The organism is Burkholderia cepacia (assembly GCF_001039005.1).
Taxonomy (GTDB): Bacteria; Pseudomonadota; Gammaproteobacteria; order Burkholderiales; family Burkholderiaceae; genus Burkholderia; species Burkholderia theae.
Window position 1 is genome coordinate 112,609 of sequence record NZ_LDWR01000033.1, and the last position, 25,977, is coordinate 138,585.

26 protein-coding genes are annotated in these 25,977 nt (G+C 67.8%); 20 read left to right on the forward strand and 6 right to left on the reverse strand.

Annotated elements, in window-relative coordinates; all coding sequences use genetic code 11:
* Positions 1-28: 28 nt before the first annotated feature.
* Positions 29-817 carry a type II secretion system protein N gene (gene gspN / locus VL15_RS19710; RefSeq protein WP_048247977.1) on the forward strand — a complete coding sequence of 263 codons (789 nt, stop codon included), beginning with the start codon at positions 29-31 and terminating at the stop codon, positions 815-817.
* A gap of 21 nt (positions 818-838) precedes the next feature.
* Here the strand turns inward: gspN and VL15_RS19715 are convergent, their stop codons facing one another.
* A complete protein-coding gene (locus VL15_RS19715) occupies positions 839-2,383 on the reverse strand; it encodes an efflux transporter outer membrane subunit (RefSeq protein ID WP_048247979.1) in 1,545 nt (514 codons plus the stop codon).
* Between the two features lie 258 nt (positions 2,384-2,641).
* Positions 2,642-2,926 (reverse strand): multidrug ABC transporter ATPase, encoded by a 285-nt coding sequence (locus VL15_RS19720; protein ID WP_080970892.1) that lies wholly within the window; start codon positions 2,924-2,926, stop codon positions 2,642-2,644.
* A gap of 174 nt (positions 2,927-3,100) precedes the next feature.
* On the opposite strand from VL15_RS19720, the gene VL15_RS19725 reads away from it, so the two are divergent.
* Together VL15_RS19725 and VL15_RS19730 are read left to right on the forward strand one after the other, a co-directional pair.
* A complete protein-coding gene (locus VL15_RS19725; protein WP_048247982.1) occupies positions 3,101-3,589 on the forward strand; it encodes a MarR family winged helix-turn-helix transcriptional regulator in 489 nt (162 codons plus the stop codon).
* A 177-nt stretch (positions 3,590-3,766) separates the two neighbouring features.
* A complete protein-coding gene (locus tag VL15_RS19730) occupies positions 3,767-5,329 on the forward strand; it encodes a DHA2 family efflux MFS transporter permease subunit (protein ID WP_048247983.1) in 1,563 nt (520 codons plus the stop codon).
* Positions 5,330-5,389: 60 nt separating this feature from the next.
* On the opposite strand, the gene VL15_RS19735 is transcribed toward VL15_RS19730, so the two are convergent.
* The gene (locus VL15_RS19735) at positions 5,390-6,316 is read right to left on the reverse strand and encodes a LysR family transcriptional regulator (RefSeq protein WP_048247984.1); all 927 of its coding nucleotides are present in this window, start codon (positions 6,314-6,316) and stop codon (positions 5,390-5,392) included.
* Positions 6,317-6,455: 139 nt separating this feature from the next.
* Between VL15_RS19735 and VL15_RS19740 the strand changes: the two genes are divergently transcribed.
* The 17 genes from VL15_RS19740 (at position 6,456) to VL15_RS19820 (ending at position 24,333) form a co-directional block, all read left to right on the forward strand.
* Entirely contained in the window at positions 6,456-6,932 is a 477-nt protein-coding gene (locus tag VL15_RS19740) for a CidA/LrgA family protein (RefSeq protein WP_048247985.1), read from the forward strand.
* Positions 6,933-6,945: 13 nt separating this feature from the next.
* On the forward strand, positions 6,946-7,668 hold the full coding sequence (locus VL15_RS19745; RefSeq protein WP_048247986.1) for an LrgB family protein: 723 nt from the start codon (positions 6,946-6,948) through the stop codon (positions 7,666-7,668).
* A 182-nt stretch (positions 7,669-7,850) separates the two neighbouring features.
* Positions 7,851-8,387, forward strand: a complete 537-nt coding sequence (gene fliL, locus VL15_RS19750; RefSeq protein ID WP_048247987.1) for a flagellar basal body-associated protein FliL — start codon at positions 7,851-7,853, stop codon at positions 8,385-8,387.
* A 22-nt stretch (positions 8,388-8,409) separates the two neighbouring features.
* Positions 8,410-9,408, forward strand: a complete 999-nt coding sequence (gene fliM, locus VL15_RS19755) for a flagellar motor switch protein FliM (RefSeq protein WP_048247988.1) — start codon at positions 8,410-8,412, stop codon at positions 9,406-9,408.
* Positions 9,401-9,892, forward strand: coding sequence for a flagellar motor switch protein FliN (fliN, locus tag VL15_RS19760; protein WP_048247989.1), 492 nt, complete (start codon positions 9,401-9,403; stop codon positions 9,890-9,892). The genes fliM and fliN overlap by 8 nt, the downstream gene beginning before the upstream one ends.
* The gene (gene fliO / locus VL15_RS19765) at positions 9,889-10,446 is read left to right on the forward strand and encodes a flagellar biosynthetic protein FliO (protein WP_048247990.1); all 558 of its coding nucleotides are present in this window, start codon (positions 9,889-9,891) and stop codon (positions 10,444-10,446) included. The genes fliN and fliO overlap by 4 nt, the downstream gene beginning before the upstream one ends.
* 36 nt (positions 10,447-10,482) lie before the next feature.
* Positions 10,483-11,244, forward strand: coding sequence for a flagellar type III secretion system pore protein FliP (fliP, locus tag VL15_RS19770; protein WP_048247991.1), 762 nt, complete (start codon positions 10,483-10,485; stop codon positions 11,242-11,244).
* 19 nt (positions 11,245-11,263) lie between these two features.
* A complete protein-coding gene (gene fliQ, locus VL15_RS19775) occupies positions 11,264-11,536 on the forward strand; it encodes a flagellar biosynthesis protein FliQ (protein WP_048247992.1) in 273 nt (90 codons plus the stop codon).
* Positions 11,537-11,559: 23 nt separating this feature from the next.
* Positions 11,560-12,342 carry a flagellar biosynthetic protein FliR gene (fliR, locus tag VL15_RS19780; protein WP_048247993.1) on the forward strand — a complete coding sequence of 261 codons (783 nt, stop codon included), beginning with the start codon at positions 11,560-11,562 and terminating at the stop codon, positions 12,340-12,342.
* A gap of 165 nt (positions 12,343-12,507) precedes the next feature.
* Positions 12,508-13,512, forward strand: coding sequence for an ABC transporter substrate-binding protein (locus tag VL15_RS19785; protein ID WP_048247994.1), 1,005 nt, complete (start codon positions 12,508-12,510; stop codon positions 13,510-13,512).
* Positions 13,513-13,625: 113 nt separating this feature from the next.
* Positions 13,626-14,423, forward strand: coding sequence for an ABC transporter ATP-binding protein (locus tag VL15_RS19790; protein ID WP_048247995.1), 798 nt, complete (start codon positions 13,626-13,628; stop codon positions 14,421-14,423).
* A 38-nt stretch (positions 14,424-14,461) separates the two neighbouring features.
* Positions 14,462-15,319, forward strand: a complete 858-nt coding sequence (locus tag VL15_RS19795; RefSeq protein ID WP_129513323.1) for an ABC transporter permease — start codon at positions 14,462-14,464, stop codon at positions 15,317-15,319.
* Positions 15,320-15,407: 88 nt separating this feature from the next.
* Positions 15,408-16,775 carry a sensor histidine kinase gene (locus VL15_RS19800; protein WP_048247996.1) on the forward strand — a complete coding sequence of 456 codons (1,368 nt, stop codon included), beginning with the start codon at positions 15,408-15,410 and terminating at the stop codon, positions 16,773-16,775.
* A gap of 87 nt (positions 16,776-16,862) precedes the next feature.
* Positions 16,863-17,540, forward strand: coding sequence for a response regulator (locus tag VL15_RS19805; protein WP_048247997.1), 678 nt, complete (start codon positions 16,863-16,865; stop codon positions 17,538-17,540).
* Between the two features lie 282 nt (positions 17,541-17,822).
* Complete coding sequence (locus VL15_RS19810; RefSeq protein WP_048247998.1) at positions 17,823-18,953, forward strand: porin; 1,131 nt, start codon at positions 17,823-17,825, stop codon at positions 18,951-18,953.
* Positions 18,954-19,288: 335 nt separating this feature from the next.
* On the forward strand, positions 19,289-21,307 hold the full coding sequence (locus VL15_RS19815) for a site-specific DNA-methyltransferase (RefSeq protein ID WP_048247999.1): 2,019 nt from the start codon (positions 19,289-19,291) through the stop codon (positions 21,305-21,307).
* Positions 21,307-24,333 (forward strand): type III restriction-modification system endonuclease, encoded by a 3,027-nt coding sequence (locus tag VL15_RS19820; RefSeq protein ID WP_048248000.1) that lies wholly within the window; start codon positions 21,307-21,309, stop codon positions 24,331-24,333. The genes VL15_RS19815 and VL15_RS19820 overlap by 1 nt, the downstream gene beginning before the upstream one ends.
* Before the next feature lie 257 nt (positions 24,334-24,590).
* Here VL15_RS19820 and VL15_RS19825 read toward each other — a convergent pair whose 3' ends face one another.
* The 3 genes from VL15_RS19825 to VL15_RS19835 all read right to left on the reverse strand — a co-directional run bounded on the left by VL15_RS19825 (position 24,591) and on the right by VL15_RS19835 (position 25,768).
* Entirely contained in the window at positions 24,591-24,965 is a 375-nt protein-coding gene (locus tag VL15_RS19825; protein WP_048248001.1) for a hypothetical protein, read from the reverse strand.
* A 205-nt stretch (positions 24,966-25,170) separates the two neighbouring features.
* Positions 25,171-25,425 carry a glycine zipper 2TM domain protein gene (locus VL15_RS19830; RefSeq protein WP_048248002.1) on the reverse strand — a complete coding sequence of 85 codons (255 nt, stop codon included), beginning with the start codon at positions 25,423-25,425 and terminating at the stop codon, positions 25,171-25,173.
* A gap of 37 nt (positions 25,426-25,462) precedes the next feature.
* Complete coding sequence (locus VL15_RS19835) at positions 25,463-25,768, reverse strand: hypothetical protein (RefSeq protein WP_048248003.1); 306 nt, start codon at positions 25,766-25,768, stop codon at positions 25,463-25,465.
* Positions 25,769-25,977: the final 209 nt, after the last annotated feature.

Genomic DNA, 25,977 nt, shown 5'->3' on the forward strand with positions numbered 1-25,977 from the left:
AGTGGATGACGCAAGTGGCGGTCGGCCGATGAGGCCGTGGACGAAGCGGCTCGCCACCGCATTGCCGTGGGTATTGGCGGGCGGACTGGCGACGGCGGTGACGCTCGTCGCGCTCGCGCCGGCCGCGTGGATCGCGCCGCAATTCGCACGCGCGACCGACGGGCACGTGAATCTCGTCGATCCGGACGGGTCGCTGTGGCACGGCTCGGGCACGCTGATGCTCGCGCCGGGCGCCGACCAGGGCGCGGCGACGCTGCTGCCGGGCCGGGTCGAATGGACCACGGGCTTCTGGCCGCTGCTGACCGGGCGCGTACAGATGCGCATGCGGCAGACCGAGGCGATGCCCGACGCCGTCACGCTCGATGCGACGTGGCGCGGCGCGGTGTTGTCGGCGGGCACGATGGCCGTGCCGGCGTCGCTGCTTGCGGGGCTCGGCACGCCGTTCAATACGCTCGATCTGCAGGGCGACGTGCGGGTCGGCTGGAGCGACTGGCGACTGTTCGGCAACAACGCGTTCGGCCAGCTGACGGTGACGATCGATTCGATGAGTTCGCGCGTGTCGCGCGTGAAGCCGCTCGGCTCGTATCGCGCGGTGCTGCAGGCGAAGGGGGCGGGCGCCGATCTCGATCTGTCGACGACGCAGGGCCCGCTGTTCCTCGACGGGCACGGCAACTTCGGCGCCGGTCAGGGATCGTTCCGCGGCACCGCGCATGCGGCGCCCGAGCAGCAGGCAAACCTCGCCGGGCTGCTGAACCTGCTCGGCCACCCGATCGGGAACAACGAGGTGTCGCTGGTCTTCGGCGACGCGCAGCGCTGACGCGCGCGGCGCCCTCTTCCGTTACTTCTGCGCGAGCGGCGCGGCAGCCGCACCGGACGCCGGCACGGGTGCCGGCGCTGCCATGTCGCCGTTCTCGCGCGCCATGTCCGACGCATCCCAGCCGCCGCCGAGCGCCTTCACGAGCCCGACCGACGACGCCATCCGCTGCCCGGCGATCGTCGAGAGCTTCTGCTGCGCGGTGAACGCGGTGGTCTGCGCGGTCAGCACGTTCAGGTACGCCACCGTGCCGGCCTTGTACTGGTTCGTGACGATCGCGAGCGCGTGCTCGGCGCTGTCGACGGCCTGTCGCTGCACGTCGATTTCCTGCGCGAGGATGCGCTGCGACGCGAGGTTGTCCTCGACGTCCTGGAATGCGGTGAGCACCGCGAGGCGATACGCGGCGACATCCTGGTCGTAGGTCGCGCGCGCGGCGTCGGTCTGCGCGGCGCGCAGACCCGCGTCGAACAGCGTCGCCGCAAGCTGCGGGCCGACCGTCCAGAAACGCGCCGGCAGCGTGAACAGCTGCGACCACACCGAGCTCTGGACGCCACCGGTGGCCGACAGCGTGAGCGTCGGGAAGAACGCGGAAATCGCGACGCCGATCTGCTCGTTCGCGGCCGCCGCGCGGCGCTCGGCCGCCGCGATGTCGGGCCGGCGCTCGAGCAGCGCGGACGGCACGTCGACCGGCGTGATCGGCGGCTCGGCCGTGAGCGGGTTCGTCGGCAGTGAGAAGGTCGATGCCGGTTCGCCGATCAGCGTTGCGATCGCATGCTCGTACTGCGCGCGTGCGACGCCGTTGTCGATCGACGCCGCCTGCGCGCTTTGCAGTTGCGTCTGCGCCTGGATCACGTCGGCGCGCGCGGCGACACCTTGCGCATACTGGTTCTGCGTGAGCTGCAGCGACTGTTGGTACGACTTCACGGTGTCGTCGAGCAGCTTTTGCAGCGCATCGGATGTGCGCAGCTGGAAATAGGTTTGCGCGAGCAGCGCTTGCTGCGACAGCCGCGCGTTCGCGAGATCGGCCGCAGCCGCCGCTTCGCCGGCGCGCTGCGCGCTGACGGTGCGGCTCACCTTGCCCCACAGGTCGGGTTCCCAGCTCGCGTCGAGGCCGACGCTGTAGCTGTTGTTGATCGATCCGGACGAACCGCTGCCGAAACTCGACGACGAGCCCGACGACAGCGACGTGCGCGGCGTGCGGGCGCGCGAGCCCGACGCGGTCAGCCCGACGGTCGGGAAATACGCGGCACGGGCCTCGGTCACGAGCGCGCGCGCCTGCCGGTAGGCGGCCGCCGATTGCGCGATGGTCTGGTTCGACGCGTTGAGCTTGCCGATCAGCGCATCGAGTTGCGGATCGTTGTAGACCGTCCACCACGCGCCGCGGTCGGTGCGGTCGGCGGGTTGCGCGACCTTCCAGCCGGCCGGCGCTTCCTTGAATGCGGCAGGGATCGACGTGTCGGGCCGGTGATAGTCGGGCCCGACGGCGCAGCCGGCGAGCAGCACGGCCGTCGCAACGGCGACGGCGGCGCTCAGCGGGCGAAGGGCGCGCGGGAGGGAGGCGTACGGCATCGTGGTTTTCCTGTCTGGGCGCGACGGCCGGCGGGCGGCGCCGCGCGATGCGGTCGTTGCCGCTGGCGGACAAATGGTAACTGACGGTGGGGAAGCTGCGCAGCCCTAAGGGTACGGTGCCAGGGGGCCTGAATGTGTTACCGGTGCGAGCGGCCGGTTTACCGGCCATTACGGATCGCTTGCGCGGAGACAGGTGCGTGCCGGCCGCCGCGGGGGGCGCGGCCGGCGGTCAGTCGGGATGGCGGGAGCGGTGCGGCGTCAGTGGCAGCGCACGGGTACCGGGACGGGTTCGGCGGCGGACCGCCATGACGACGGCTCCGTCGCGGCCGGCTGGCTCGTGCGGCGTGCGCCGCCCTTCCCGTTGCGCTGCCGGCGATGATCGAACCACGCGAACCCGAGCGCCGCGAGCGAGCCGCCCGGCACGACCAGCATCGTCACGTACAGCGCGATCTTCCAGCCGCGGTGCGGCCCGGAAAACACATGATGAGCGGTATCGGTCAGGTTGCGGCGCAGCGCGCCGGCGGCATTTTTCAGGAACAGCATCGCGAACATCCTCGGGGGCCCGGCAGTGCGGGCGAATCGGTCAGAACATCGTCTCCGGCAGTGCAACATGCACGTCGTAACTGGTTGCCTCAAATAATATTGACTAAGCAATCATTTTTCAAGATACTGGGCGCGTTTTAACCTGAAACGCACTATTGCTGTGTGCGCAATCGCATGACCGGCGGCCTCTACGATCCCGAGAACATCGCGCTGGAAACGAGCCTCGGCTATTACCTGTCGAAGGCGAAGCAGGCGCTCGTCGAGCGGATGGATCGCGCGCTCGAGCCGCTCGACCTCACCGCGCAGCAGATCGGCGTGATCCTGCTGCTGTCGCGCGGTTACGCGAGCACGCCGTTCGAGCTGTCTCGCAAGATGTCGTACGACAGCGGGTCGATGACGCGGATGCTCGACCGGCTCGAACGCAAGGGGCTGGTCGCGCGCTCGCGCAGCGAGCAGGATCGCCGGATGATCGAGCTGACGCTGACCGAACGCGGCGCCGAGGCGGCCCGCGCGCTGCCGTCGCTGATCGCGACCGCGCTCAACGCGCAGCTCGACGGTTTCTCGGCCGACGAACTCGCGACGCTCACCGGCCTGCTGCAGCGCTTCATCGCCAACGGGCCCGGCACGACCGATTGCCCGAAACCCGACGACGCGGACAACTGATGCGCGCGGAGGCCCCATGTCTAGGTTAAGCATTCGCTTATTTCTCTGTCTGGGCAGAAGATGACAAGGCACGCGCTTCACTTTTTTCCTTATCCGTTCCACCCGGCCGGGCCGCGCTGCGTTGCGCACCCGTGCGTTGCGCCGGCGCGTCGCGCGCGCCGCGTCTAGGAGATTCCGATGTCCGCCACCACGGCATCCGCCGCCTCCCCCGCCGCCCAACCCGCGCCGCTCACCGGCGGCGCGCTCGCGCTGCTCACGGTCGGGCTCGCGCTCGGCACCTTCATGGAGGTGCTCGACACGTCGATCGCGAACGTCGCGGTGCCGACCATCTCGGGCAGCCTCGGCGTCGCGACGAGCGAAGGCACCTGGGTGATCTCGTCGTACTCGGTCGCGTCCGCGATCGCGGTGCCGCTGACCGGCTGGCTCGCGCGGCGCGTCGGCGAAGTGCGGCTCTTCACGCTGTCGGTGCTCGCGTTCACGATCGCGTCGGCACTGTGCGGCCTCGCGAACAACTTCGAGACGCTGATCGCGTTCCGGCTGCTGCAGGGCCTCGTGTCGGGGCCGATGGTGCCGCTGTCGCAGACGATCCTGATGCGCAGCTACCCGCCCGCGAAGCGCGGGCTTGCGCTCGGGTTATGGGCGATGACGGTGATCGTCGCGCCGATCTTCGGCCCGCTGCTGGGCGGTTGGATCAGCGACAACTACACATGGCCGTGGATCTTCTACATCAACCTGCCGATCGGCGTGTTCTCGGCGGTCTGCGCGTACTTCCTGCTGCGCGGCCGCGAGACGAAGACGACGAAGCAGCGGATCGACGCGGTCGGCCTCGCGCTGCTCGTGATCGGCGTGTCGTGCCTGCAGATGATGCTCGACCTCGGCAAGGACCGCGACTGGTTCAACTCGTCGTTCATCGTCGCGCTCGCGCTGATCGCGGTCGTGTCGCTCGCGTTCATGCTGGTGTGGGAGACGACCGAGAAGGAGCCGGTGGTCGACCTGTCGCTGTTCAAGGACCGCAATTTCGCGCTCGGGGCGCTGATCATCTCGTTCGGCTTCATGGCGTTCTTCGGCTCGGTCGTGATCTTCCCGCTGTGGCTGCAGACGGTGATGGGCTACACGGCCGGCAAGGCCGGCCTCGCGACCGCGCCGGTCGGGCTGCTCGCGCTCGTGCTGTCGCCGCTGATCGGCCGCAACATGCACCGGCTCGACCTGCGAATGGTCGCGAGTTTCGCGTTCATCGTGTTCGCCGGCGTGTCGATCTGGAACTCGACGTTTACGCTCGACGTGCCGTTCAACCACGTGATCCTGCCGCGGCTCGTGCAGGGGATCGGCGTCGCGTGTTTCTTCGTGCCGATGACGACGATCACGCTGTCGAGCATCTCCGACGAGCGGCTCGCGAGCGCGTCGGGGCTGTCGAACTTCCTGCGCACGCTGTCGGGCGCGATCGGCACCGCGGCCAGCTCGACGTTCTGGGAGAACGACGCGATCTACCACCACGCGCGGCTCTCGGAATCGGTGAGCATCTACGCGCAGAACACGACCGACTACCAGGGCGCGCTGGCGCAGCTCGGCATCGTCGGGCAGACGGCCAACGCGCAGCTCAACCAGCTCGTCACGCAGCAGGGCTTCATGATGGCGACCAACGACTTCTTCCTGCTGTCGGCGTTCATGTTCGGCGCGCTCGCGGCGCTCGTGTGGATCACGAAGCCGAAGAAGGGGGCGGGGCCGGCGATGGGGCATTGAACGCGTGGCGGGCGGCCATTGCGCCCGTCCGTTCCGCGTGCCCGCCGGGCGCCTCAGCCGTCACTCCCGCGCCCGCAACCCGCCGAACGCGAGATCGTCGACGGGCGCGACCGGCAGCGTCGCCCGCGCGACGTCGAGCCAAGCACGCGCCGCGTGCGACAGGTAACCCTTCTTCAGCCAGCCGAGCGCGATCGCCCACGTGATTTCCGGCTCGACGATCGGCCGGCACGTGAACTGCCCCGCATCGAGCCGCCGGCAATACGGCTCGGGCAGCAGCGCGATGCCGACCCCCGCATGCACGAGCGCGGCCATGAAATCCCAATGGCCGCTGCGGCTCACGATCGACGGCGTGAAGCCGACCTTCCGGCACGCATCGAGCACCGCGTCGTGCAGCGCGAGGCTTTCCGCATAGAACACGAACGACTCGCGCGCGAGATCCGCGAGCGGCACGGCCGCGTGATCCTCCCAGCGCGACTCGCGCGGCGCGACGAGCCATAGCGGCGCGCGCACCATCGGCAGCCGCTCGAACGTGCCGGGGTCGACCGGCTCCAGCAGCCCGCCAAGCTCCAGCTCGCCCGACATCAGCGCGGCCTCGATCATCCGCGCGCCCTGCTCGAACAGCTTCAGCTCGATGTTCGGATAACGCTGCTTGTACGCGGCGATGATCGGCGTGAACAGCGAGCCGCCCAGCGGCGGGACGCCGATCGTCAGTTCGCCGCGCCCGAGCGTGCCGAGATCGTTCAGCTCCGACTGCAGCTGCGCCTGCGCGGCGAGCACGTCCTGGCCGCGCTGGAATACGATGCGCCCCGCATCGGTGAGCACCATCTGCCGGCCGTCGCGCAGCAGCAGCGGCGAGCCGATCTCGTCCTCGAGTGCCTTCACCATCTTGCTGATGGTCGGCTGGGTCACGAACAGCCGGTCGGCCGCCGCGGTGAAGCTCTGCTGGCGGACCACCTCGACGAAGTACCGCAGCGCGCGCAATTCCATCGAAAACTCCCCAAGTTGGTGCAACGATCCAAACGGAATTCCAAACTGGAATGTAAAGGATAGAGACAAGTCATTTTATTTATGGTTAGGGGAAACCCTATACTCGCACCATCAACGGAATATCTGTATGGAGCCTGCCATGACCAAGCCGACCGCTACTGCCGCCGCCCGCCCCGCCGCCTCGGGCAGCATGACGCGCGCGGGCCGGATCGCGCTGCAGGCCGCCGCGCTCGGCGCGCTGTGGATGGCCGTCGACTGGGCCGTGCGGACGATCGGGCTGCCGATTCCGTCCGGTGTGGTCGGCCTCGCGGTGCTCCTCGTGCTGCTGTTCTCGGGCCGCGTCGCGCCTGCGTGGGTGAAGGACGGCGCGAACTGGCTGCTGTCCGACATGCTGCTGTTCTTCGTGCCGGCCGCCGTCGCGGCCGTCCAGTACGGCGGGCTGTTCCGCGAGGACGGCTGGCGCATCGCGCTGGTGATGCTCGCGGGCACCGCGTTCGTGATGGTCGCGGTGGCCGTCGCGGTCGATCTCGCCGCGAAGCTCGAGCGCCGGCTGGCCGTGCAGCGCGTGTTCGCCGAACGCCGCCGTGCGCGCCTGAGCGCCGCGCCCGCCCACTGAGCCGGAGCCGCGCATGCCTGCCTTGCTGTCGAACCTGTCCGCCGACCACGTGAATACAGCGATCTCGTTCGGCTGCTTCGTGCTGACGGTCGTGCTGTATGTCGCGTCGAAGCGGCTCTACGCGTACAAGAAGACGCTGCTGTTCTCGCCGCTCGTGTTCGTGCCGGGCGTGCTGGTGCTGCTCGTCCTGCTGACCGGCATCCCGTATTCGGTCTACTTCCGCGACACGCGCTGGCTGATGTGGCTGCTCGGCCCGGCGACGATCGCGTTCGCGGTGCCGATCTACGAATATCGCGACCTGATCCGCCGGCACTGGCTGTCGCTGTCGGTCGGCGTCGCGGTCGGGATCGGCGCGGGCGTGTGCGGATCGCTGCTGCTGGCGAAGCTGCTGCACCTGTCGCCCGAGCTGCAGCGCTCGCTGATGACACGCTCGGTGTCGACGCCGTTCGCGCTCGCCGTATCCGACAAGATCCATGCGCCGAAGGACCTCACGGCCCTGTTCGTGATCGCGACCGGCATCTGCGGGATGCTGCTCGGCGAGATCGTGCTGGCGCTCGTGCCGATGCGCACGCGGCTCGCGCGCGGCGCGCTGTTCGGCGCGGCCGCCCATGGCGTGGGCACCGCGAAGGCGCGCGAGATCGGCAACGAGGAAGGCGTCGTGTCGAGCCTCACGATGATGATCGCCGGCGTCGCGATGGTGCTGATCGCGCCGCTGCTGACGCTGCTGCCGATCTGACGGCCCGCGCCGGGCGGCCGACGCCCGCCTGGCATGCCGGGCCGCCCTCGGCCGCGCCCGGCATGACGCGTTGCGCCGCCGCCCGCACCCTGCATCGAGCCGACACGCGGCCGACAATCGGCTGAGATAGCCGCAAATCCCCCCTCTTTTCCGCCCATCGGGCTCGGCCCGGATGCCGAACAATGCATGCTACGAGACATCACGCACGCATTCACATGGCCTCCACGACCGCAAACCCGACCGCCGACAAGCCGGCTTCCTCCGGCAAGTTCAAGCGCATCGCGCTCATCGCCGTCATCGCGCTGGGTGCGGCCGCTGCCGCCGCCGGCGGCATGTACGTGTTCCTGAGCAAGGAAGGCGTCGGCCGTGCGAGCGCGCCCGCCGAGCCGGCACCGCTTGCCGCGCCGGTGTTCTTCCCGCTCGACCCGCTGACCGTGAACCTGCAGTCGGACGACGGCGCGCAGCATTACCTGCGCGTCGGCCTGTCGCTGAAGCTCACCGACCCGAAGGCGCAGGAGCAACTGACCGCGCGGATGCCGGAGATCCGCAGCCGGATCCTGCTCGCGCTGTCGAACAAGCATCCCGAGGAACTCGCGACGCCGGACGGCAAACGTTCGCTCGCGAAGGAACTGCGGGACCTGATCGAGCAGCCGACGCAGCCGGGCAACCAGCGCGCGAAGGTCGACGACGTGTTGTTTACCGAATTCGTCGTCCAGTAACGCGGCCGCGAAAGGAGCGCGCATGGGCCACCAGGAGTTCATGTCCCAGGAGGAGGTCGATGCCCTCCTCAAGGGCGTCACGGGCGAAACCGATGCAGTCGACGAGCAGCGCGACACATCGGGCGTCCGCCCCTACAACATCGCCACGCAGGAGCGAATCGTCCGCGGCCGGATGCCCGGCCTCGAGATCATCAACGACCGCTTCGCGCGGTTGCTGCGGATCGGCATCTTCAACTTCATGCGGCGCACGGCGGAAATCTCCGTGAGCCAGGTGAAGGTGCAGAAGTACAGCGAGTTCACCCGCAACCTGCCGATCCCGACGAACCTGAACCTCGTGCACGTGAAGCCGCTGCGCGGCACGTCGCTGTTCGTGTTCGACCCGAACCTCGTGTTCTTCGTCGTCGACAACCTGTTCGGCGGCGACGGGCGCTTTCACACGCGCGTCGAGGGCCGCGATTTCACGGCCACCGAGCAGCGGATCATCGGCAAGCTGCTGAACCTCGTGTTCGAGCACTACGCGACCGCGTGGAAAAGCGTGCGGCCGCTGCAGTTCGAATTCGTGCGCTCGGAAATGCACACGCAGTTCGCGAACGTCGCGACGCCGAACGAGATCGTGATCGTCACGCAGTTCTCGATCGAGTTCGGGCCGACGGGCGGCACGCTGCACATCTGCATGCCGTACTCGATGATCGAGCCGATCCGCGACGTGCTCAGTTCGCCGATCCAGGGCGAGGCGCTCGAAGTCGACCGCCGCTGGGTGCGCGTGCTGTCGCAGCAGGTGCAGGCCGCCGAGGTCGAGCTGAGCGCGAATCTCGCCGAGATCTCGTCGACGTTCGAGAAGATCCTGAACCTGCGCGCGGGCGACGTGCTGCCGCTGGAGATCGCCGACACGATCACCGCGAAGGTCGACGGCGTGCCGGTGATGGAATGCGGCTACGGAATTTTCAATGGTCAATATGCATTGCGCGTGCAGAAGATGATCAGCGCGGGCGATACGATGAAGGAAGGTGGATATGAGTGAGCTGAACCAGACGCCCGAGGACGACGTGCAAGCGATGGCCGATGCGGCCCTCGCGGCATCGGCCGCCGCCGCTCAGGCGGCACCGGCCGCGGCGGAAGAGGATCCGGGCATCGACGACTGGGCCGCCGCGCTCGCCGAGCAGAACCAGCAGCCGGTGCAGCCGGGCGCGACGGGCGCCGGCGTGTTCCAGCCGCTGTCGAAGGCCGCGGCGAGCTCGACGCACAACGACATCGAGATGATTCTCGACATCCCGGTCAAGATGACCGTGGAACTCGGCCGCACGAAGATCGCGATTCGCAACCTGCTGCAGCTCGCGCAGGGCTCGGTGGTCGAGCTGGACGGCATGGCCGGCGAGCCGATGGACGTGCTCGTGAACGGCTGCCTGATCGCGCAGGGCGAGGTCGTGGTCGTCAACGACAAGTTCGGCATCCGTCTCACCGACATCATCACCCCGGCTGAACGTATCCGGAAGCTGAATCGATGAACGTCGCGAAGCCCGGCCGCCGCGTGCGCATCGCGATCGCGGCTGCTGCTGCCGTCGTCGCGCCGCTCGCTTGCGCGCCGGCCGGCGCCGCCGACATGAACGCGGTGAACAACGCCGGTTCGATCGCGTCGAGCGTGATGGTCGGTTCGGCCGCGCCGTCGCTCGGCATCGGCGCGGTGCTGCAGACGCTCGTCGGGCTCGCGGTCGTAATCGGTCTCGTGTTCGCGTGCGCGTGGCTCGCGCGCCGCTTCGGTTTCCAGCCCGCGCGACGCGGCGGCCCGCTGAAGGTCGTGTCGAGCGTCGGGCTCGGCGCGAAGGAAAGCGCGACGATCGTCGAGATCGGCGACACCTGGCTCGTGCTCGGCGTCGCGCCGGGCAACGTGCGGCTGCTGCATACGCTGCCGGCCGGCACGGCGGCGGCCACCGTGACGGCGGCATCGGCATCGGCCGACGCACCCGCCGGCGCCGGCCTGCCCGGCACGTTCGGCTCGCGGTTCCGCGACGCGCTCGCGGGCGAAGCCGCGAAACGCCTCGGTCGCGGCAAGGACCGCTGACATGGCGCCGCGCCCTCTTTCCGTTCCCGCATTCCGATGAAACACGAATTCCTGCGTCGCGCGGCGCGTTTCGCGCCCGCGCTGATCCTCTGCCTGGCCCCCGCGCTCGCATGCGCGCAGGCGAACGGCCTGCCCGCGTTCAACGCGAGCCCCGGCCCGCACGGCGGTACCACCTATTCGCTGAGCGTGCAGACGATGCTGCTGCTCACGATGCTGTCGTTCCTGCCGGCGATGCTGCTGATGATGACGAGCTTCACGCGCATCATCATCGTGCTGTCGCTGCTGCGCCAGGCGCTCGGCACCGCGACGACGCCGCCGAACCAGGTGCTCGTCGGCCTCGCGATGTTCCTCACCTTCTTCGTGATGTCGCCGGTGCTCGACCGTGCCTACAACGACGGCTACAAGCCGTTCTCCGACGGCTCGATGCCGATGGAGCAGGCCGTGCAGCGCGGCGTCGCGCCGTTCAAGACCTTCATGCTGAAGCAGACCCGCGAGACCGATCTCGCGCTGTTCGCGAAGATCTCGAAGGCCGCGCCGATGCAGGGGCCCGAGGACGTGCCGCTGTCGCTGCTGGTGCCCGCGTTCGTCACGAGCGAGCTGAAGACGGGTTTCCAGATCGGCTTCACGGTCTTCATTCCGTTCCTGATCATCGACATGGTCGTCGCGAGCGTGCTGATGTCGATGGGGATGATGATGGTGTCGCCGTCCACCGTGTCGCTGCCGTTCAAGCTGATGCTGTTCGTGCTGGTCGACGGCTGGCAGTTGCTGATCGGCTCGCTCGCGCAAAGCTTTACTTGAGCCGCGGAGGAATCGCGCGATGACGCCCGAACAAGTGATGACCCTCGCGCACCAGGCGATGATGGTCGGCCTGCTGCTCTCCGCCCCGCTGCTGCTGGTCGCGCTTGCGGTCGGCCTCGTCGTGAGCCTGTTCCAGGCCGCGACGCAGATCAACGAGGCAACGCTGTCGTTCATCCCGAAGCTGCTCGCGGTCGCCGCGACGCTCGTGATCGCCGGCCCGTGGATGCTGACGACGATGCTCGACTACCTGCGGCAGACGCTGCTGCACGTCGCGACGCTCGGCGTCGGCTGAGCCGCGCTCACCCCCCGGCGGCGATGTTCTCGGTTACCTACGCGCAGCTCAATGGCTGGCTCACCGCCTTCCTGTGGCCGTTCGTGCGGATGCTCGCGCTCGTCGCGACCGCGCCGGTCGTGGGCCACGCGGCGGTGCCCGTGCGCGTGAAGATCGGCCTCGCCGCGTTCATGGCGCTGGTCGTCGCGCCGACCCTCGGCGCGATGCCGGACGTCACGGTGTTCTCCGCGCAGGGCATCTGGATCGTCGTCACGCAGTTCCTGATCGGCGTCGCGATGGGCTTCACGATGCAGATCGTGTTCGCGGCCGTCGAGGCGGCCGGCGACTTCATCGGGCTGTCGATGGGCCTCGGCTTCGCCACCTTCTTCGATCCGCACACGAGTGGCGCGACGCCCGTGATGGGCCGCTTCCTGAACGCGGTCGCGATGCTCGCGTTCCTCGCGCTGGACGGCCATCTGCAGGTGTTCGCCGCGCTCGCTGCGTCGTTCCAGTCGCTGCCGGTGTCGGCCGACCTGCTGCATGCGCCCGGCTGGCGCACGCTCGCCGCGTTCGGCACTGCCGTGTTCGAGATGGGGCTGCTGCTCGCGCTGCCGGTGGTCGCGGCGCTCCTGATCGTGAACCTCGCGCTCGGCATCCTGAACCGCGCGGCGCCGCAGATCGGCGTGTTCCAGATCGGCTTTCCCGTCACGATGCTGGTCGGGCTGTTGCTCGTGCAACTGATGGTGCCGAACCTCGTGCCGTTCGTGTCGCACCTGTACGACATGGGGCTCGACGCGATGGGGCGCGTGTTGATCGGTTGGCGCTAGCCGAGTCCGGCCCCGTACCCCGCCCGTTCCGGCCCCCCGTTGCTGGAAAACCCCTAAAGGAACCACCACCCCGCGAAAGGTTGCAGAAGGTTTCGTCTCCCTATACTCGTCGTGACGATGCAGCAAGCATCGCGCCATACGAATACAACGAACGGAGACGACCCGATGCGACCCATCCTGCGCACCCTCGCCGTTGCAGCCAGCCTGAGCTGCGCGCTTGCTGCTGCCCCCGCTTTCGCCGACGACGGCGGCAAGATCACGATCATGGTCGGCGGGATCGCGAAGCTGATCTACCTGCCCGCGCGGCTCACGCAGGAACTCGGCTACTTCAAGGCCGAAGGGCTCGACGTCGAGCTGCTGTCGCAGCCGGCCGGTGTCGACGCCGAGAACGAGTTGCTCGCGGGCGCTGTGCAGGGCGTCGTCGGCTTCTACGACCACACTATCGATCTGCAGAGCAAGGGCAAGGACGTCAAGGCGATCGCCGTGTTCGGCCAGGTGCCGGGCGAAGTCGAGATGGTGTCGACCAAGGCCGCACCGACCTTCAAGTCGATGGCCGACGCGAAGGGCAAGACGCTCGGCGTGACGGGCCTCGGCTCGTCGACGAGCTTCCTCACGCAATACCTCGCGCTCGCGCACGGCGTGCAGTCGACGCAGTACACGATGCTGCCGGTCGGCGCCGACGCGAGCTTCATCGCCGCGATCAAGCAGGGCCGCATCGACGCCGGGATGACGACCGAACCGACGGTGTCCGCGCTCGAGAAGATGGGCGACGCGAAGGTGCTGGTCGACATGCGCACCGTCGACGGCACGCGTGCGGCGCTCGGCGGCACCTACCCGGCCGCGAGCCTGTACGTGCAGTCGGCATGGGCCGATTCGCACAAGGAGCAGGCGACCAAGCTCGCGCACGCGTTCGCGAAGACGATGCAGTTCATCCACACGCACAGCGCCGAGGACATCGCCGCGAAGATGCCGGCCGACTACCAGAAGGACAAGGCGCTGTACGTCACGGCACTGAAGGCGTCGCTGCCGATGTACACCGCCGACGCGAAGATGCCGGCCGACGGCCCGGCGACCGTGCTGAAGGTGCTGTCGGCGTTCAACCCGTCGGTGAAGGGCAAGCACATCGACCTGGCGCGTACCTACACGAACGATTTCGTGAACGCGAAGTAAGCATCGGCGCCGGCGGCGGCGATCCCGCCGCCGGGCGCTCCCCGTTCCGGCCCGCTGACCGGCCCGGCGTTGCGTCACGACGCGACGCCTTCCTCACCCGCAGGACGAATGAGATGAATCAGGCAGTCTCCCCGAGCACACCGGCGATCGAGTTTCGCAACGTGTCGTGCCGCTTCATTTCGCCGGAAGGCAAGGCCACCGTCGCGTTGCGCGACTTCAGCATGAGCGTCGCGCGCGGCGAGTTCATCGCGATCGTCGGGCCGACCGGCTGCGGCAAGTCGACGACGCTCAACCTGATCACCGGGCTGCTCAAGCCCGTGTCGGGCGAAGTGCGTGTGATGGGCCGTCCGGTCGACGGGATCGATCCGCGCATCGGCTTCGTGTTCCAGGCCGACGCCGTGTTCCCGTGGCGCAACGTGATCGACAACGTCGCGGCGGGCCCGCTGTTTCGCGGCCGCTCGAAGGACGTCGCGTACGCGCAGGCCGAGGAATGGATCCGCAAGGTCGGCCTCGACAAGTTCACCAAGCACTACCCGCATCAACTGTCCGGCGGGATGCGCAAGCGCGTCGCGCTCGCGCAGACCTTCATCAACCAGCCTGAAATCCTGCTGATGGACGAGCCGTTTTCCGCGCTCGACATGCAGACGCGCACGCTGATGCAGGACGAGCTGCTGCAGTTGTGGTCGGCGAACAAGGGCTCGGTCGTGTTCGTCACGCACGATCTCGAGGAGGCGATCGCGCTCGCCGATCGCGTGTTCGTGCTGACCGCGCGCCCCGCGACGCTCAAGCGCGTGTACGAGATCGACCTGCCGCGCCCGCGCGTCACGTCGGAGATTCGCTACGACCCGCGCTTCATCGAAATTTCCAAGGACATCTGGCACGACCTGCGCGAAGAAGTGCAGATCGGCTGACGCATACGCCGCACGCAAAGAACAGCAAGGACAGGAGCATGACCGACATGACGCTTCCCCCCACCGCCCTTCCGGCGACGACGCTCGAGGACGACGAGCGCGCCGCGCAACGCCGGCTGCGCCGCCGGCGCAACCTGATCGTCGGGCTGCGGATCGCCGTGCTTGTGCTGGTGCTGGGCGGGTGGGAACTCGCCGCACGGCTCAAGTGGATCGATCCGTTCTTCTTCTCGATGCCGTCGCTGATCTTCGAACAGATCCAGGACTGGTTCGTGAACGGCACATCGCAAGGCCCGCTGCTCACGCAGGTGTGGGTCACGCTCGAGGAAACCGGGATCGGCTTCGTGATCGGCTCGGTTGCCGGCGTGATCTGCGGGATCGTGCTCGGCCGCAACAAGCTGATGGCCGACGTGTTCGGCCTGTATATCCAGATCGCGAACTCGATTCCGCGTGTCGTGCTCGGCTCGATCTTCGTGATCGCGCTCGGCCTCGGAATGGCGTCGAAGATCGCGCTCGCCGTCGTGATGGTGTTCTTCGTGGTGTTCGGCAACGCGTTCCAGGGTGTGCGCGAAGCCGACCGCTACCTGATCGCGAACGCGCAGATCCTCGGCGCGTCGCGCCGGCAGATCACCACGGCGGTCGTGATCCCGTCCGCGCTGAGCTGGATTCTCGCGAGCCTGCACGTGAGCTTCGGCTTCGCGCTGGTCGGCGCGGTGGTCGGCGAATTCCTGGGTTCCAAGCAGGGCATCGGCCTGCTAATCTCCACCGCCCAGGGTGCGTTCAACGCGAGCGGCGTGTTCGCGGCGATGATCGTGCTGGCCGTGGTCGCGCTGGCCGCAGACTATCTGCTGACCTGGCTCGAGAAGCGGCTTCTGAAGTGGCGCCCCGCCGCGTTCTGAACGCGGCCGCCGGACGCATGACATGACACCCCCGACCGCGCCGGCGCCCCCGGCGCGGTTCGGCATTTCCGAGAAGGAGCGCAACAGGATGGCGCACAGCCTGCGCGGGCGGCTGCTGTGGTGGCTGTTGCTGCCGCTCGCGGCCTTTGTGCTGATCGCGGGCGCGATGTCGTACGACACCGCGCGGCGCACGGCCGGGCTCGTGCAGGACAGCGCACTCGTCGCGTCCGCGCGCACGATCGGCGAGGACGTCGAATGGCGCAACGGGCTGCCGGTCGCCGACGTGCCGCCGGCGGCGCTGGAGATCTTCGAATCGCCGTCGCGCGATTCGGTGTTCTACAAGGTGATCGACGGCCACGACCGCCTGCTCGCCGGCACGCCGGCGCTCGACCTGCCCGCGCGCCACGGCGTCGAGCCGACGCTGTACGACACGGCGCTCGACGGCGTGCCGTTGCGCGCGGTGGCCTACGATCGCCAGCTGTACGACGAGGGTCAGGTCGAGACGGTCACGGTCGTCGTCGCGAAGACGATGGGCTCGCGCAACGCGATGGTCGACACGATCTGGCGGCCGCAACTCGTGCGCCTGTCGCTGATGCTCATGCTCGCGGTGGTGCTCGTCTACCTCGGCCTGACGCTGGAGCTGCGTCCGCTGATGAAGCTGAAGGACGATGTCGCCGACCGCGGGCCGATGGAGCTGGAGCCGATCCGCCCCGAGCGGCTGCAGCACGAACTGCGGCCGATCGTCGACGCGATCAACCAGTGCATCGCACGGCTCAACATGCACACGGCCACGCAGCGCCGCTTCATCGCGGACGCCGCGCACCAGCTGCGCACGCCGATCGCGGTGCTCGACACACAGATCCAGTATGCGCAGCGGCGCGACCACGACGATCCGGAACTCGCGTCGGTGCTCGACAGCATGCAGCGCAGCAGCCGCAAGATGGCCGACGTGACCGACAAGCTGCTGCTGCTCGCGCATGCGGAAGCGACGCCGTCGACGCTCCTGACCCATCGCGTCGATCTCGCGGCCGTGGTGTCGAGCGTGCTGGAGGAAACGATCGTGCTCGCGCAGCGGCGCGATATCGACCTTGGCGCCGATCTCGGCGAACGGCTCGACGTCGCGGGCAGCGACAGCCTGCTGACCGCGCTGGTGATGAACCTCGTCGACAACGCGGTACGCTACACGCAGCCGGGCGGCTGCGTGACGGTGGCCGCGCGACGCGACGGCGATGCGATCGTGCTCGACGTGGTCGACAACGGCCCCGGCATCCCGGCCGAGGCGCGGCCGCACGTATTCAAGCGCTTCTACCGCGTGTCGGCCGATACCGAAGGCTCGGGCCTCGGGCTTGCCATCGTCCGCGAGATCGCGCAGGCGCACAGCGGCAGCGCGTCGCTTGCGCCGGGGCCCGGCAATCGCGGTATCGTCGTAACTGTGCGGTTGCCCGCCTATGATTAGGGGCTGTTTCCATATGGAGCGGGCATTCCCGTGACATGAATTTTTTATTTGGGGTTGCCACGAGAACGGCCCCATAGAGATGTCGTCATGAAACTCCTGCTGGTCGAAGACAACGCCGAACTCGCGCACTGGATCGTGAACCTGCTGCGCGGCGAGGATTTCGCGGTCGACTGCGTCGGCGACGGCGAACGCGCCGACACGGTGCTGAAGACCGAGCGCTACGACGCGGTGCTGCTCGACATGCGGCTGCCCGGCATCAGCGGCAAGGAAGTACTCGCGCGGTTGCGGCGCCGCAACGACAACGTGCCAGTGCTGATGCTGACCGCGCACGGCTCGGTCGACGACAAGGTCGACTGCTTCGGCGCGGGCGCCGACGATTACGTCGTGAAGCCGTTCGAGTCGCGCGAGCTGGTCGCGCGGATTCGCGCGCTGATCCGCCGGCAGGCCGGGGTCGGTACAACGCAGCTCGTGTGCGGCGATCTCGTCTATGCATTCGGCACGCGCGAATTCCGTTGCGGCGAAGCGGTGCTCGCGCTGCGCCGTCGCGAGCACGCGATCCTCGAAACGCTGATGCTGCAGCAGAACAAGACCGTGTCGAAGGCGCGCCTGATGGACAGCGTGTTCGCGCTCGACGACGAACCGAGCGCCGACGCGATCGACATCTACATCCACCGGCTGCGCAAGCATCTCGCCGGCAGCACGGCCGAGATCATCACGCTGCGCGGGCTCGGTTACATCCTGCGCATGAAGAGCGCGCAGGACTGACCGGCGTTCTTCCGCAGTCCCGATCGTCGATTCGTAGCACGAAATGCCCCCGGACGCCTGCCGGCTGCCCGGCGGGTGCGCTTTCTCGCGCCTGCACGATTCGTGATTGTTGCGCGTTCGGTGTTTTCACCGATCCGATTCTTGCGTCCGGGAAAGCGTCGTGAAGGATTGCACGCTCTACGATGCTACGCGTCGGCCCTCTCGCTGTGGCCGGCAAGAGTCGGCATACATTGCGTACTGCCAACGACCAGATTTCAATGCGGCAGCTCGGAGGAGACGATCTTGAAACGAAAAACCCTTGCCCTTTCCATCGCGGCGGCAGGCCTGTGCGCCGGCACCCAGGCGCATGCGCAGTCGAGCGTGCAGCTCTACGGCCTGATGGACCTGAGCTTTCCGACCTACCGGACCCACGCCGACGCGAACGGCAATCACGTCATCGGGATGGGCAACGAAGGCGAGCCGTGGTTCAGCGGCAGCCGTTGGGGCCTGCGCGGTGCCGAAGACATCGGCGGCGGCACGAAGATCATCTTCCGCCTCGAAAGCGAATTCGTAGTCGCGAACGGCCAGATGGAAGACAGCGGCCAGATCTTCGACCGTGATGCATGGGTCGGCGTCGAGGACGAGCGCTTCGGCAAGCTGACGGCCGGCTTCCAGAACACGATCGCGCGCGACGCGGCGGCGATCTACGGCGATCCGTACGGCACCGCGAAACTGACGACCGAGGAAGGCGGCTGGACCAACTCGAACAACTTCAAGCAGATGATCTTCTACGCGGCCGGCCCGACCGGCACGCGCTACAACAACGGCATTGCGTGGAAGAAGCTGTTCAACAACGGCATCTTCGCGAGCGCCGGCTACCAGTTCAGCAATTCGACGCAGTTCGCGACCGGCTCCGCGTACCAGCTCGCGCTCGGCTACAACGGCGGGCCGTTCAACGTGTCGGGTTTCTACAACCACGTGAACAACGGTGGCTACACGAACCAGACGTTCTCGGTCGGCGGCAACTACACGTTCGACATCGTGCGCCTGAATGCCGGCTACTTCCGCTACAACGGCGACCAGGGCGCGCTCGGCCAGCGTCACGACGATTCGTGGACGGTGTCGATGAAGATCGCGCCGAAGGGCGCGCTCGACTACGAGCTCGGCTACCAGCAGATGCGCATCAAGAACGCCGCGAACAACGCCGACGGCTTCACGCCGAACGCGAACCTCGGCGCGTTCAGCCTGACCAACGGCGTCAGCAACGGCTTCAAGGAGACGATCTACGGGTCGGTGTTCTATCACCTGAGCAAGCGCACCGAGGTGTACCTGGCCGGCGACTACATGAAGCTGCACGGCGGCTACACGGTGTCGTCGACGTTCGGCGCGAAGAACCAGCTCGAACTGACGTCGGGCATCCGTACGCGCTTTTGACGTAAAGCGGGGCGGGTTGCGCCCCGCCATTCCCTCCGTCCGGGATTCTCCATGCGGGCACGCCGGCGCTTTGCGCCGACCGTGCCCTTTTTTTCGTCCTTTCCGCGGCGCCGCGGGATGCCCGGAAAACCGCCGCCGGCCGGCCGTGCGAGAACTGGCCCGAAGCCGCTTGCGGCCCGTGGGACGGGCGATCGCGGCCGATGCGCACGCGTTCGGCTCATATCGGCGCTTGACCTGCGCCGACCGACTCGATAGCGTTTCGGGTTTGCCCGGGTGGCCATTGCCGCCGGTGCCGTGAGCGCGCCCGACGTCCTGGCGCGCGCGGCCGGGCTCCGATGGAAAAGACGATGCAGAAACTCGATGCGGCCAGCCCGCAGGCGATGTCGACGGATTTCACCGCCGACAACGTCGCGCGCCTGAAGGCGCTGTTCCCCGAACTCGTGACCGAAGGCCCCGGCGGCGCGTCGGTCGACGTCGACGTGCTGAAGGCGCTGATCGGCGAACGCACGGTCGGCGACGCCGACGAGCGCTACGGCTTCCACTGGCACGGCAAGCGCAGCGCGCGCCAGGCCGCGCTCACGCCGTCGACGGGCACGCTGCGGCCCTGCCCCGACGACAGCGTCGCATGGGACGACACGCGCCACCTCGTGATCGAGGGCGACAACCTCGACGTGATGAAGCTGCTGCACAAGAGCTACGCGGGCAAGGTGAAGCTCGTCTACATCGACCCGCCGTACAACACGGGCAGCGATTTCGTCTACCCGGACGACTTCAGCGACAGCATCCGCCACTACCTGGCGATGACCGGGCAGACCCAGGGCGGCGTGAAGCGCAGCACCAACACCGAGGCGAACGGCCGGTTCCACACCGACTGGCTGAACATGATGTATCCGCGCCTGAAGCTCGCGCACGCGCTGCTGTCGGACGAAGGGCTGATCGCCGTGCACATCGACGAGCACGAAGTGCATGCGCTCGTGCTGATGCTGCGCGAGATCTTCGGCGAGGAGAACGAGCTCGGCGTCGCCGTGTGGGACAAGCGCAACCCGAAGGGCGACGCGCGCGGCGTCGCGTACCAGCACGAATCGCTGGTGCTGTTCGCGCGCAACGCCGAGACGCTGCTCGAACAGGCGCCGCTCAAGCGCCCGAAGCGCAATGCGCAGCGCATGCTCGACGCCGCGCACGACGCCGTGTACCGCAGTGGCAACCCGAAGGACGCGCAAAAGGCGTATCGCGCGTGGATGAAGGCGCAGACCAACCTGTCCGGCGGCGAGGTGATGTACGACCGGCTGTCGGAAGACGGCCGCGTGTACCGCCTCGTGTCGATGGCCTGGCCGAACAAGAAGAAGGCGCCGGAAGAGTATTTCACGCCGCTGATCCACCCGGTCACCGGCAAGCCGTGCGCGATGCCCGCACGCGGCTGGCGCAACCCGCCCGCGACGATGCAGGCGCTGATCGAGCGCGGCCAGATCGAATTCGGCGCGGACGAAAGCACGCAGCCGCAGCGGATCTACTACCTCGACGAGAACATGTACGAGAACGTGCCGTCGGTGCTGCCGTTCGCCGGCTCCGACGATGCGCTGCTGAAGACGCTCGGGATCCCGTTCGACCTGCCGAAGCCGGTCGATTTCGCGGCGGCCGTGATCGGCTGGTGCACGCGCGGCGACGACATCGTGCTCGACTGCTTCGCGGGTTCCGGTTCGACCGGCCACGCGGTGATGCAGGTGAATGCGACCGACGGCGGCGCGCGCCGCTACGTGCTCGTGCAACTGCCCGAAGCGCTCGACCGCCGCGACAAGACGCAGCAGAGCGCGGCCGACTTCTGCGCGAAGCTGAAGAAGCCCGCGACGCTCGCCGAAGTCACCAAGGAGCGCCTGCGCCGCGCCGCGCAGCAGGTCGCGCGCGACTATCCGGAAAGCTATGGCGACCTCGGCTTCCGCGTGTACCGGCTCGACACGACCAACGTGATCGAGTGGGACCCGCGCCGCGACGACTTCGACCATGCGCTGTTCGCGTCCGTCGAGCACGTGAAGACCGGCCGCACCGAGGACGACCTGCTCGCCGAGCTGACGCTGAAGCTCGGCCTCGACCTGTGCACGCCGGTCGAGCATCACCAGGTGGCCGGCAAGGCCGTGCACCTGATCGGCCGCGCGATCGTCGCGTGCTTCGACGCGCGGATCTCGCGCGACGACGCGGGCCCGCTCGCCGACGGCATCGTCGCGCTGCTCGACGCGACCGGCGCGTCGCGCGACGTCACGTGCCTGTTCCGCGACAGCGGTTTCGTCGACGATGTCGCGAAGCTCAATCTCGCCGCGCTGCTCGAACAGCACGGCGTGAAGCGCGTGCGGAGCCTGTGATGCGGCTGCATTTCGAAGCGGATCTCGACTATCAGCGCGAGGCGATCGACGCCGTCTGCGACCTGTTTCGCGGCCAGGAATCGTATCGCGGCGATTTCAGCGTGCTCGCGAACGCCGCGCCCGGCACGACTGCCGCGGCGCAAGGCTCGCTCGGCTTCGCGGTGTCGGAACAGGGGGTCGGCAACCGGCTGTCGCTGACCGACGACGCGCTCGCGCGCAATCTCGCCGACGTGCAGCTGCGCGGCGGGCTGCCGCCGTCCGGCCTGCCCGGCTCGCGCGACTTCACCGTCGAGATGGAGACCGGCACCGGCAAGACCTACGTATATCTGCGCACGATCTTCGAGCTGAACCGCCGCTACGGCTTCACGAAGTTCGTGATCGTCGTGCCGTCCATCGCGATCAAGGAAGGCGTGCACAAGACGCTCGCGATCACCGAGGACCATTTCCGCGCGCTGTACGCGGGTGTCCCGTACGACTACTTCCTGTACGACTCCGCGAAGCTCGGCCAGGTGCGCCACTTCGCGGCGAGCGCGGCGATCCAGGTGATGGTGATGACCGTCGCCGCGATCAACAAGAAGGAAATCAACAACCTCTACAAGGACAGCGAGAAGACCGGCGGTGAAAAGCCGATCGACCTGATCCGCGCGACCCGGCCGATCGTGATCGTCGACGAGCCGCAAAGCGTCGACGGCGGGCTCGAAGGCCGCGGGCGCGAAGCGCTCGCCGCGATGGCGCCGCTCTGCACGCTGCGTTATTCGGCGACCCACGTCGACCGTCACCACATGGTGTACCGGCTCGACGCGGTCGACGCGTACGAGCGCAAGCTCGTCAAGCAGATCGAGATTGCGTCCGCGATCGTCGAGGATGCGCACAACAAGCCGTACGTGCGGCTCGTCGGCGTGTCGAACCGGCGCGGCGCGATCAGTGCGCGCGTCGAGCTCGACGTGGCGACGGTGGCCGGCGTGAAGCGCCAGATCGTGTCGGTTACCGACGGCGACGACCTCGAGCGCCTGACCAAGCGCGTGCTGTACGCGGGGCTGCGGGTCGGCGAAGTCCATGCGCTGAAGGGCGCCGAATACGTCGAGCTGCGTCATCCGGAAGGCGAGGCGTTCCTGTCGCTTGGGGAAGCGTTCGGCGACATCGATACGCTCGCCGTGCAGCGCGAAATGATCCGCCGCACGATCCGCGAGCATCTCGACAAGGAACTGCGCCTCGCGGAACGCGGCGTGAAGGTGCTGTCGCTGTTCTTCGTCGATTCGGTCGAGCGCTATCGCCGGTACGACGAGAGCGGGATGCCCGTGAAGGGCGACTATGCGCTGATCTTCGAAGAGGAATATGCGCGCGCGGCACGCGTGCCGGCCTATCGTGCGCTGTTCGACGGCGTCGACGTGGCGCTCGAGGTCGAGCGCGCGCACAACGGCTACTTCTCGATCGACCGCAAGGGCGGCTGGACCGACACGAGCGAGAGCAGCGCCGCGGCCCGCGAGAACGCGGAGCGCGCGTACGGCCTCATCATGCGCGAGAAGGAAGCGCTGCTGTCGTTCGACACGCCGCTGAAGTTCATCTTCTCGCACTCGGCGCTGAAGGAAGGCTGGGACAACCCGAACGTGTTCCAGATCTGCACGCTGCGCGACATCCAGACCGAGCGCGAGCGCCGCCAGACGCTCGGCCGCGGGCTGCGCCTCGCCGTCGACCAGGACGGCGACCGCGTGCGCGATGCGGGCGTAAACACGCTCACCGTGATCGCGACCGAGCGCTACGAGTCTTTCGCGGAGAACCTGCAGAAGGAAATCGAGGCCGATACGGGCATCCGTTTCGGGATCGTCGAGGAACACCAGTTCGCGGCGCTGCCCGTGCAGGAAGGCGACGGGCCCGCGCATGCGCTCGGCATCGAGCTGTCGCGCGTGCTGTGGACCCATCTGCATGAGCAGGGCTACGTCGACGCGCAAGGCAAGGTGCTCGACCGGCTGAAGGATGCGCTGCGCCAGAGCGCGCTCGTGCTGCCGGATGCGTTCGAGATGCTGCGCGCGCCGATTGTCGCGACGCTGCGCAAGCTGTCGGGCCGCTTCGCGGTGCGCAACGCGGACGAGCGCCGTGAGATCGCGTTGCGGCGCGATGCGTCGGGCAAGGCCGTCGTGTTCGGCGAGGACTTCCGCGCGCTGTGGGACCGGATTCGCCATCGCACCGTGTACCGCGTCGAGTTCGACAACGCGAAGCTCGTGCGCGACTGCACGGCCGCGTTGCACGACGCGCCGGATATCGCGCGTGCGCGGCTGCAGTGGCGCAAGGCCGAGATCGACATCGGCAAGGCCGGCATCGAGGCGATCGAGGTGGCCGGCGCTGGCACGGTGCTGATCGACGAAGGCGAGCTGCCGCTGCCCGACCTGCTCACCGAGTTGCAGGACCGCACGCAGCTCACGCGCCGTTCTCTCGCGACGATCCTGGCCGACAGCGGCCGGCTCGACGATTTCCGCGTGAACCCGCAGCAGTTCATCACGGTCGCGGCCGAGGCGATCAACCGCTGCAAGCGGCTCGCGCTCGTCGCGGGCATCGCGTACCGCAGGCTCGGCGAGCGCCACGTGCATGCACTCGAATCGTTCGAGAGCGAGGCGCTGACCGGCTATCTGCGCAACCTGCGGCCCGATGCGCGGAAGTCGATCCACGAAGCGGTCGTGTGCGAGACGGATGCGGAGCGCGCGTTCGCCGATGCGCTCGAAGCGCACGACGGCGTGAAGCTGTACGCGAAGCTGCCCGCGTGGTTCCGCGTGCCGACGCCGCTCGGCAGTTATCACCCGGACTGGGCCGTGCTCGCGGAACAGGACGGCGGCGAGCGGCTGTACTTCGTCGTCGATACGCCGAATGCGGACGGCAACGTGCCGAGCGAGCACGAGCGGGCGAAGCTCGCGTGCGGCGAAGCGCATTTCCGCGCGCTGGTGGACGGCGACGGCGCGGCGCGCTTCGTGCGCGTCAGGCAGGCGGACGCGTTGTTCGAACCTGCGGCGCCGCTGGCGGGCGCCGGGCGCTGAAACGAAGGGCGGCGATGAGCCGCCCTTTTTTTATCGACCGGAGGACCGTGCGCGGGCATCGTTGCGACACCTGCTCCACGCGTCGAATTTCCGTCTGTTAACCGCGTGAAAGCGATTCGTCTTCTCGCGCATTTGCGGCGCGGTTACGGCTGGTTGCAAATCGGGTCGGCACGATGTTTTCGCGCGACAGCCGCGTGACGCCGCCACCATGAAAAAAGGGCGCCGAAGCGCCCTTCTGTCGCATTCGCATGCCGCGCTTACAGCGTGCGGCCGAATGCGTTGTGATGCGAATGATGCGTGGATGTCGATGCATGCGTGGTATGGCCATGCGCATGCCCGCGCGTGTGACCGTGGCCCGGCTGCACGCCGGCGCGATCGGCGATCGTATCGGAACGGTCGGCCGCGCGCGACAGGCCCTTGTCGCGGTCGCCCGCATGCATGCTGTTCGAGTTGCCGAATGCCGAACTGCTCATGTGGCCGCCGGACATGCCGCCCGCATTGCCGCCCGAGCCGCCTGCGCCATGACCGCCGCCGTTGCCCCCGCCATTGCCGCCGGCCGCCGCATACGCGGAAACCGTGCCGAGCGCGAGCAGCGCGGCCGTCAGTACGGACAGATATCGTTGATGTTTCATCTTGTGCTCCCTGGAGCGCGTTCGTGTGATTGCATTCTAAGAACGCGCGGCCTTCGCGCCACACGACGTTGTAAATGATCGTAACGATGCGCGCGGCATGCATTCGTCAGATCAATCCGGACGACACCTCGATCCGGTCATGCGTGAACAGGGAAACGAAGCAGGCGGGCGCGGCGCCGCAGCGCCGCCCCGGTGGCGATGGCGCTTACTGCGCCGGCTGCATGCCCTGCACGGCGGCCTTGTGCTGCGCGGCCTGCTCTTCCGCGTGCTTCTTGGCCATGTGGTGGCCGACGATACAGCCGCCGACCGCGCCGACGACGGCGTGGTGCCCGGCGTAGTGGCCGGCAACACCGCCGACCACCGCACCCTTCATGCAGCCCGCCGCGTGCGCACTGCCGATCGTTGCGAGCGCAACGATGGCGGCGGTTGCGCACAGCCTGATGTGTCGAATAGGCATCATGTTTTCATTCTCCCCTTGTTGTGATCAGCCGAACCGCTTAGTCCCAGCGGCCGCCGCGCCAGCCGCCGCGATCGTGCCACTCGTGTTCGCGCCATTCACGGCGGCGCCACTCGTGTTCGCGCCATTCGCGCGCACGCCAGCCGTCATCGCGATAGCCATAGTCGCGATAGCCGACCGGCGCATACATGACCGGCGGAGGCGGCGCCACGTAGACCGGTGCCGGCGCCGCGTAGACGCCCGGCACGCCGATGCCGACCGACAGGTCGACGTGGGCCGATGCGACGCCCGAAGCTGCCAGCGCCGCTACACCGAGAACTGCACCGAGAATAAGTTTCTTGTTCATCTCGCGACTCCCTGCACGTGTCGTGCGTCATGTGAATACGGTTCGGAGTCTAGGCACGCGGTGCCGACACAGGTGAAACCGGTATGCGAGACCGGTAACGGACGTTTACGGCCGTCCGCAAAGCCTTGCGGGACAAGGCGGAGACAGCACTCCACGCACCGTTGCAACGGCGCATCGAGCCGGTAAAACGAGGATTTTCGGCACGAAAC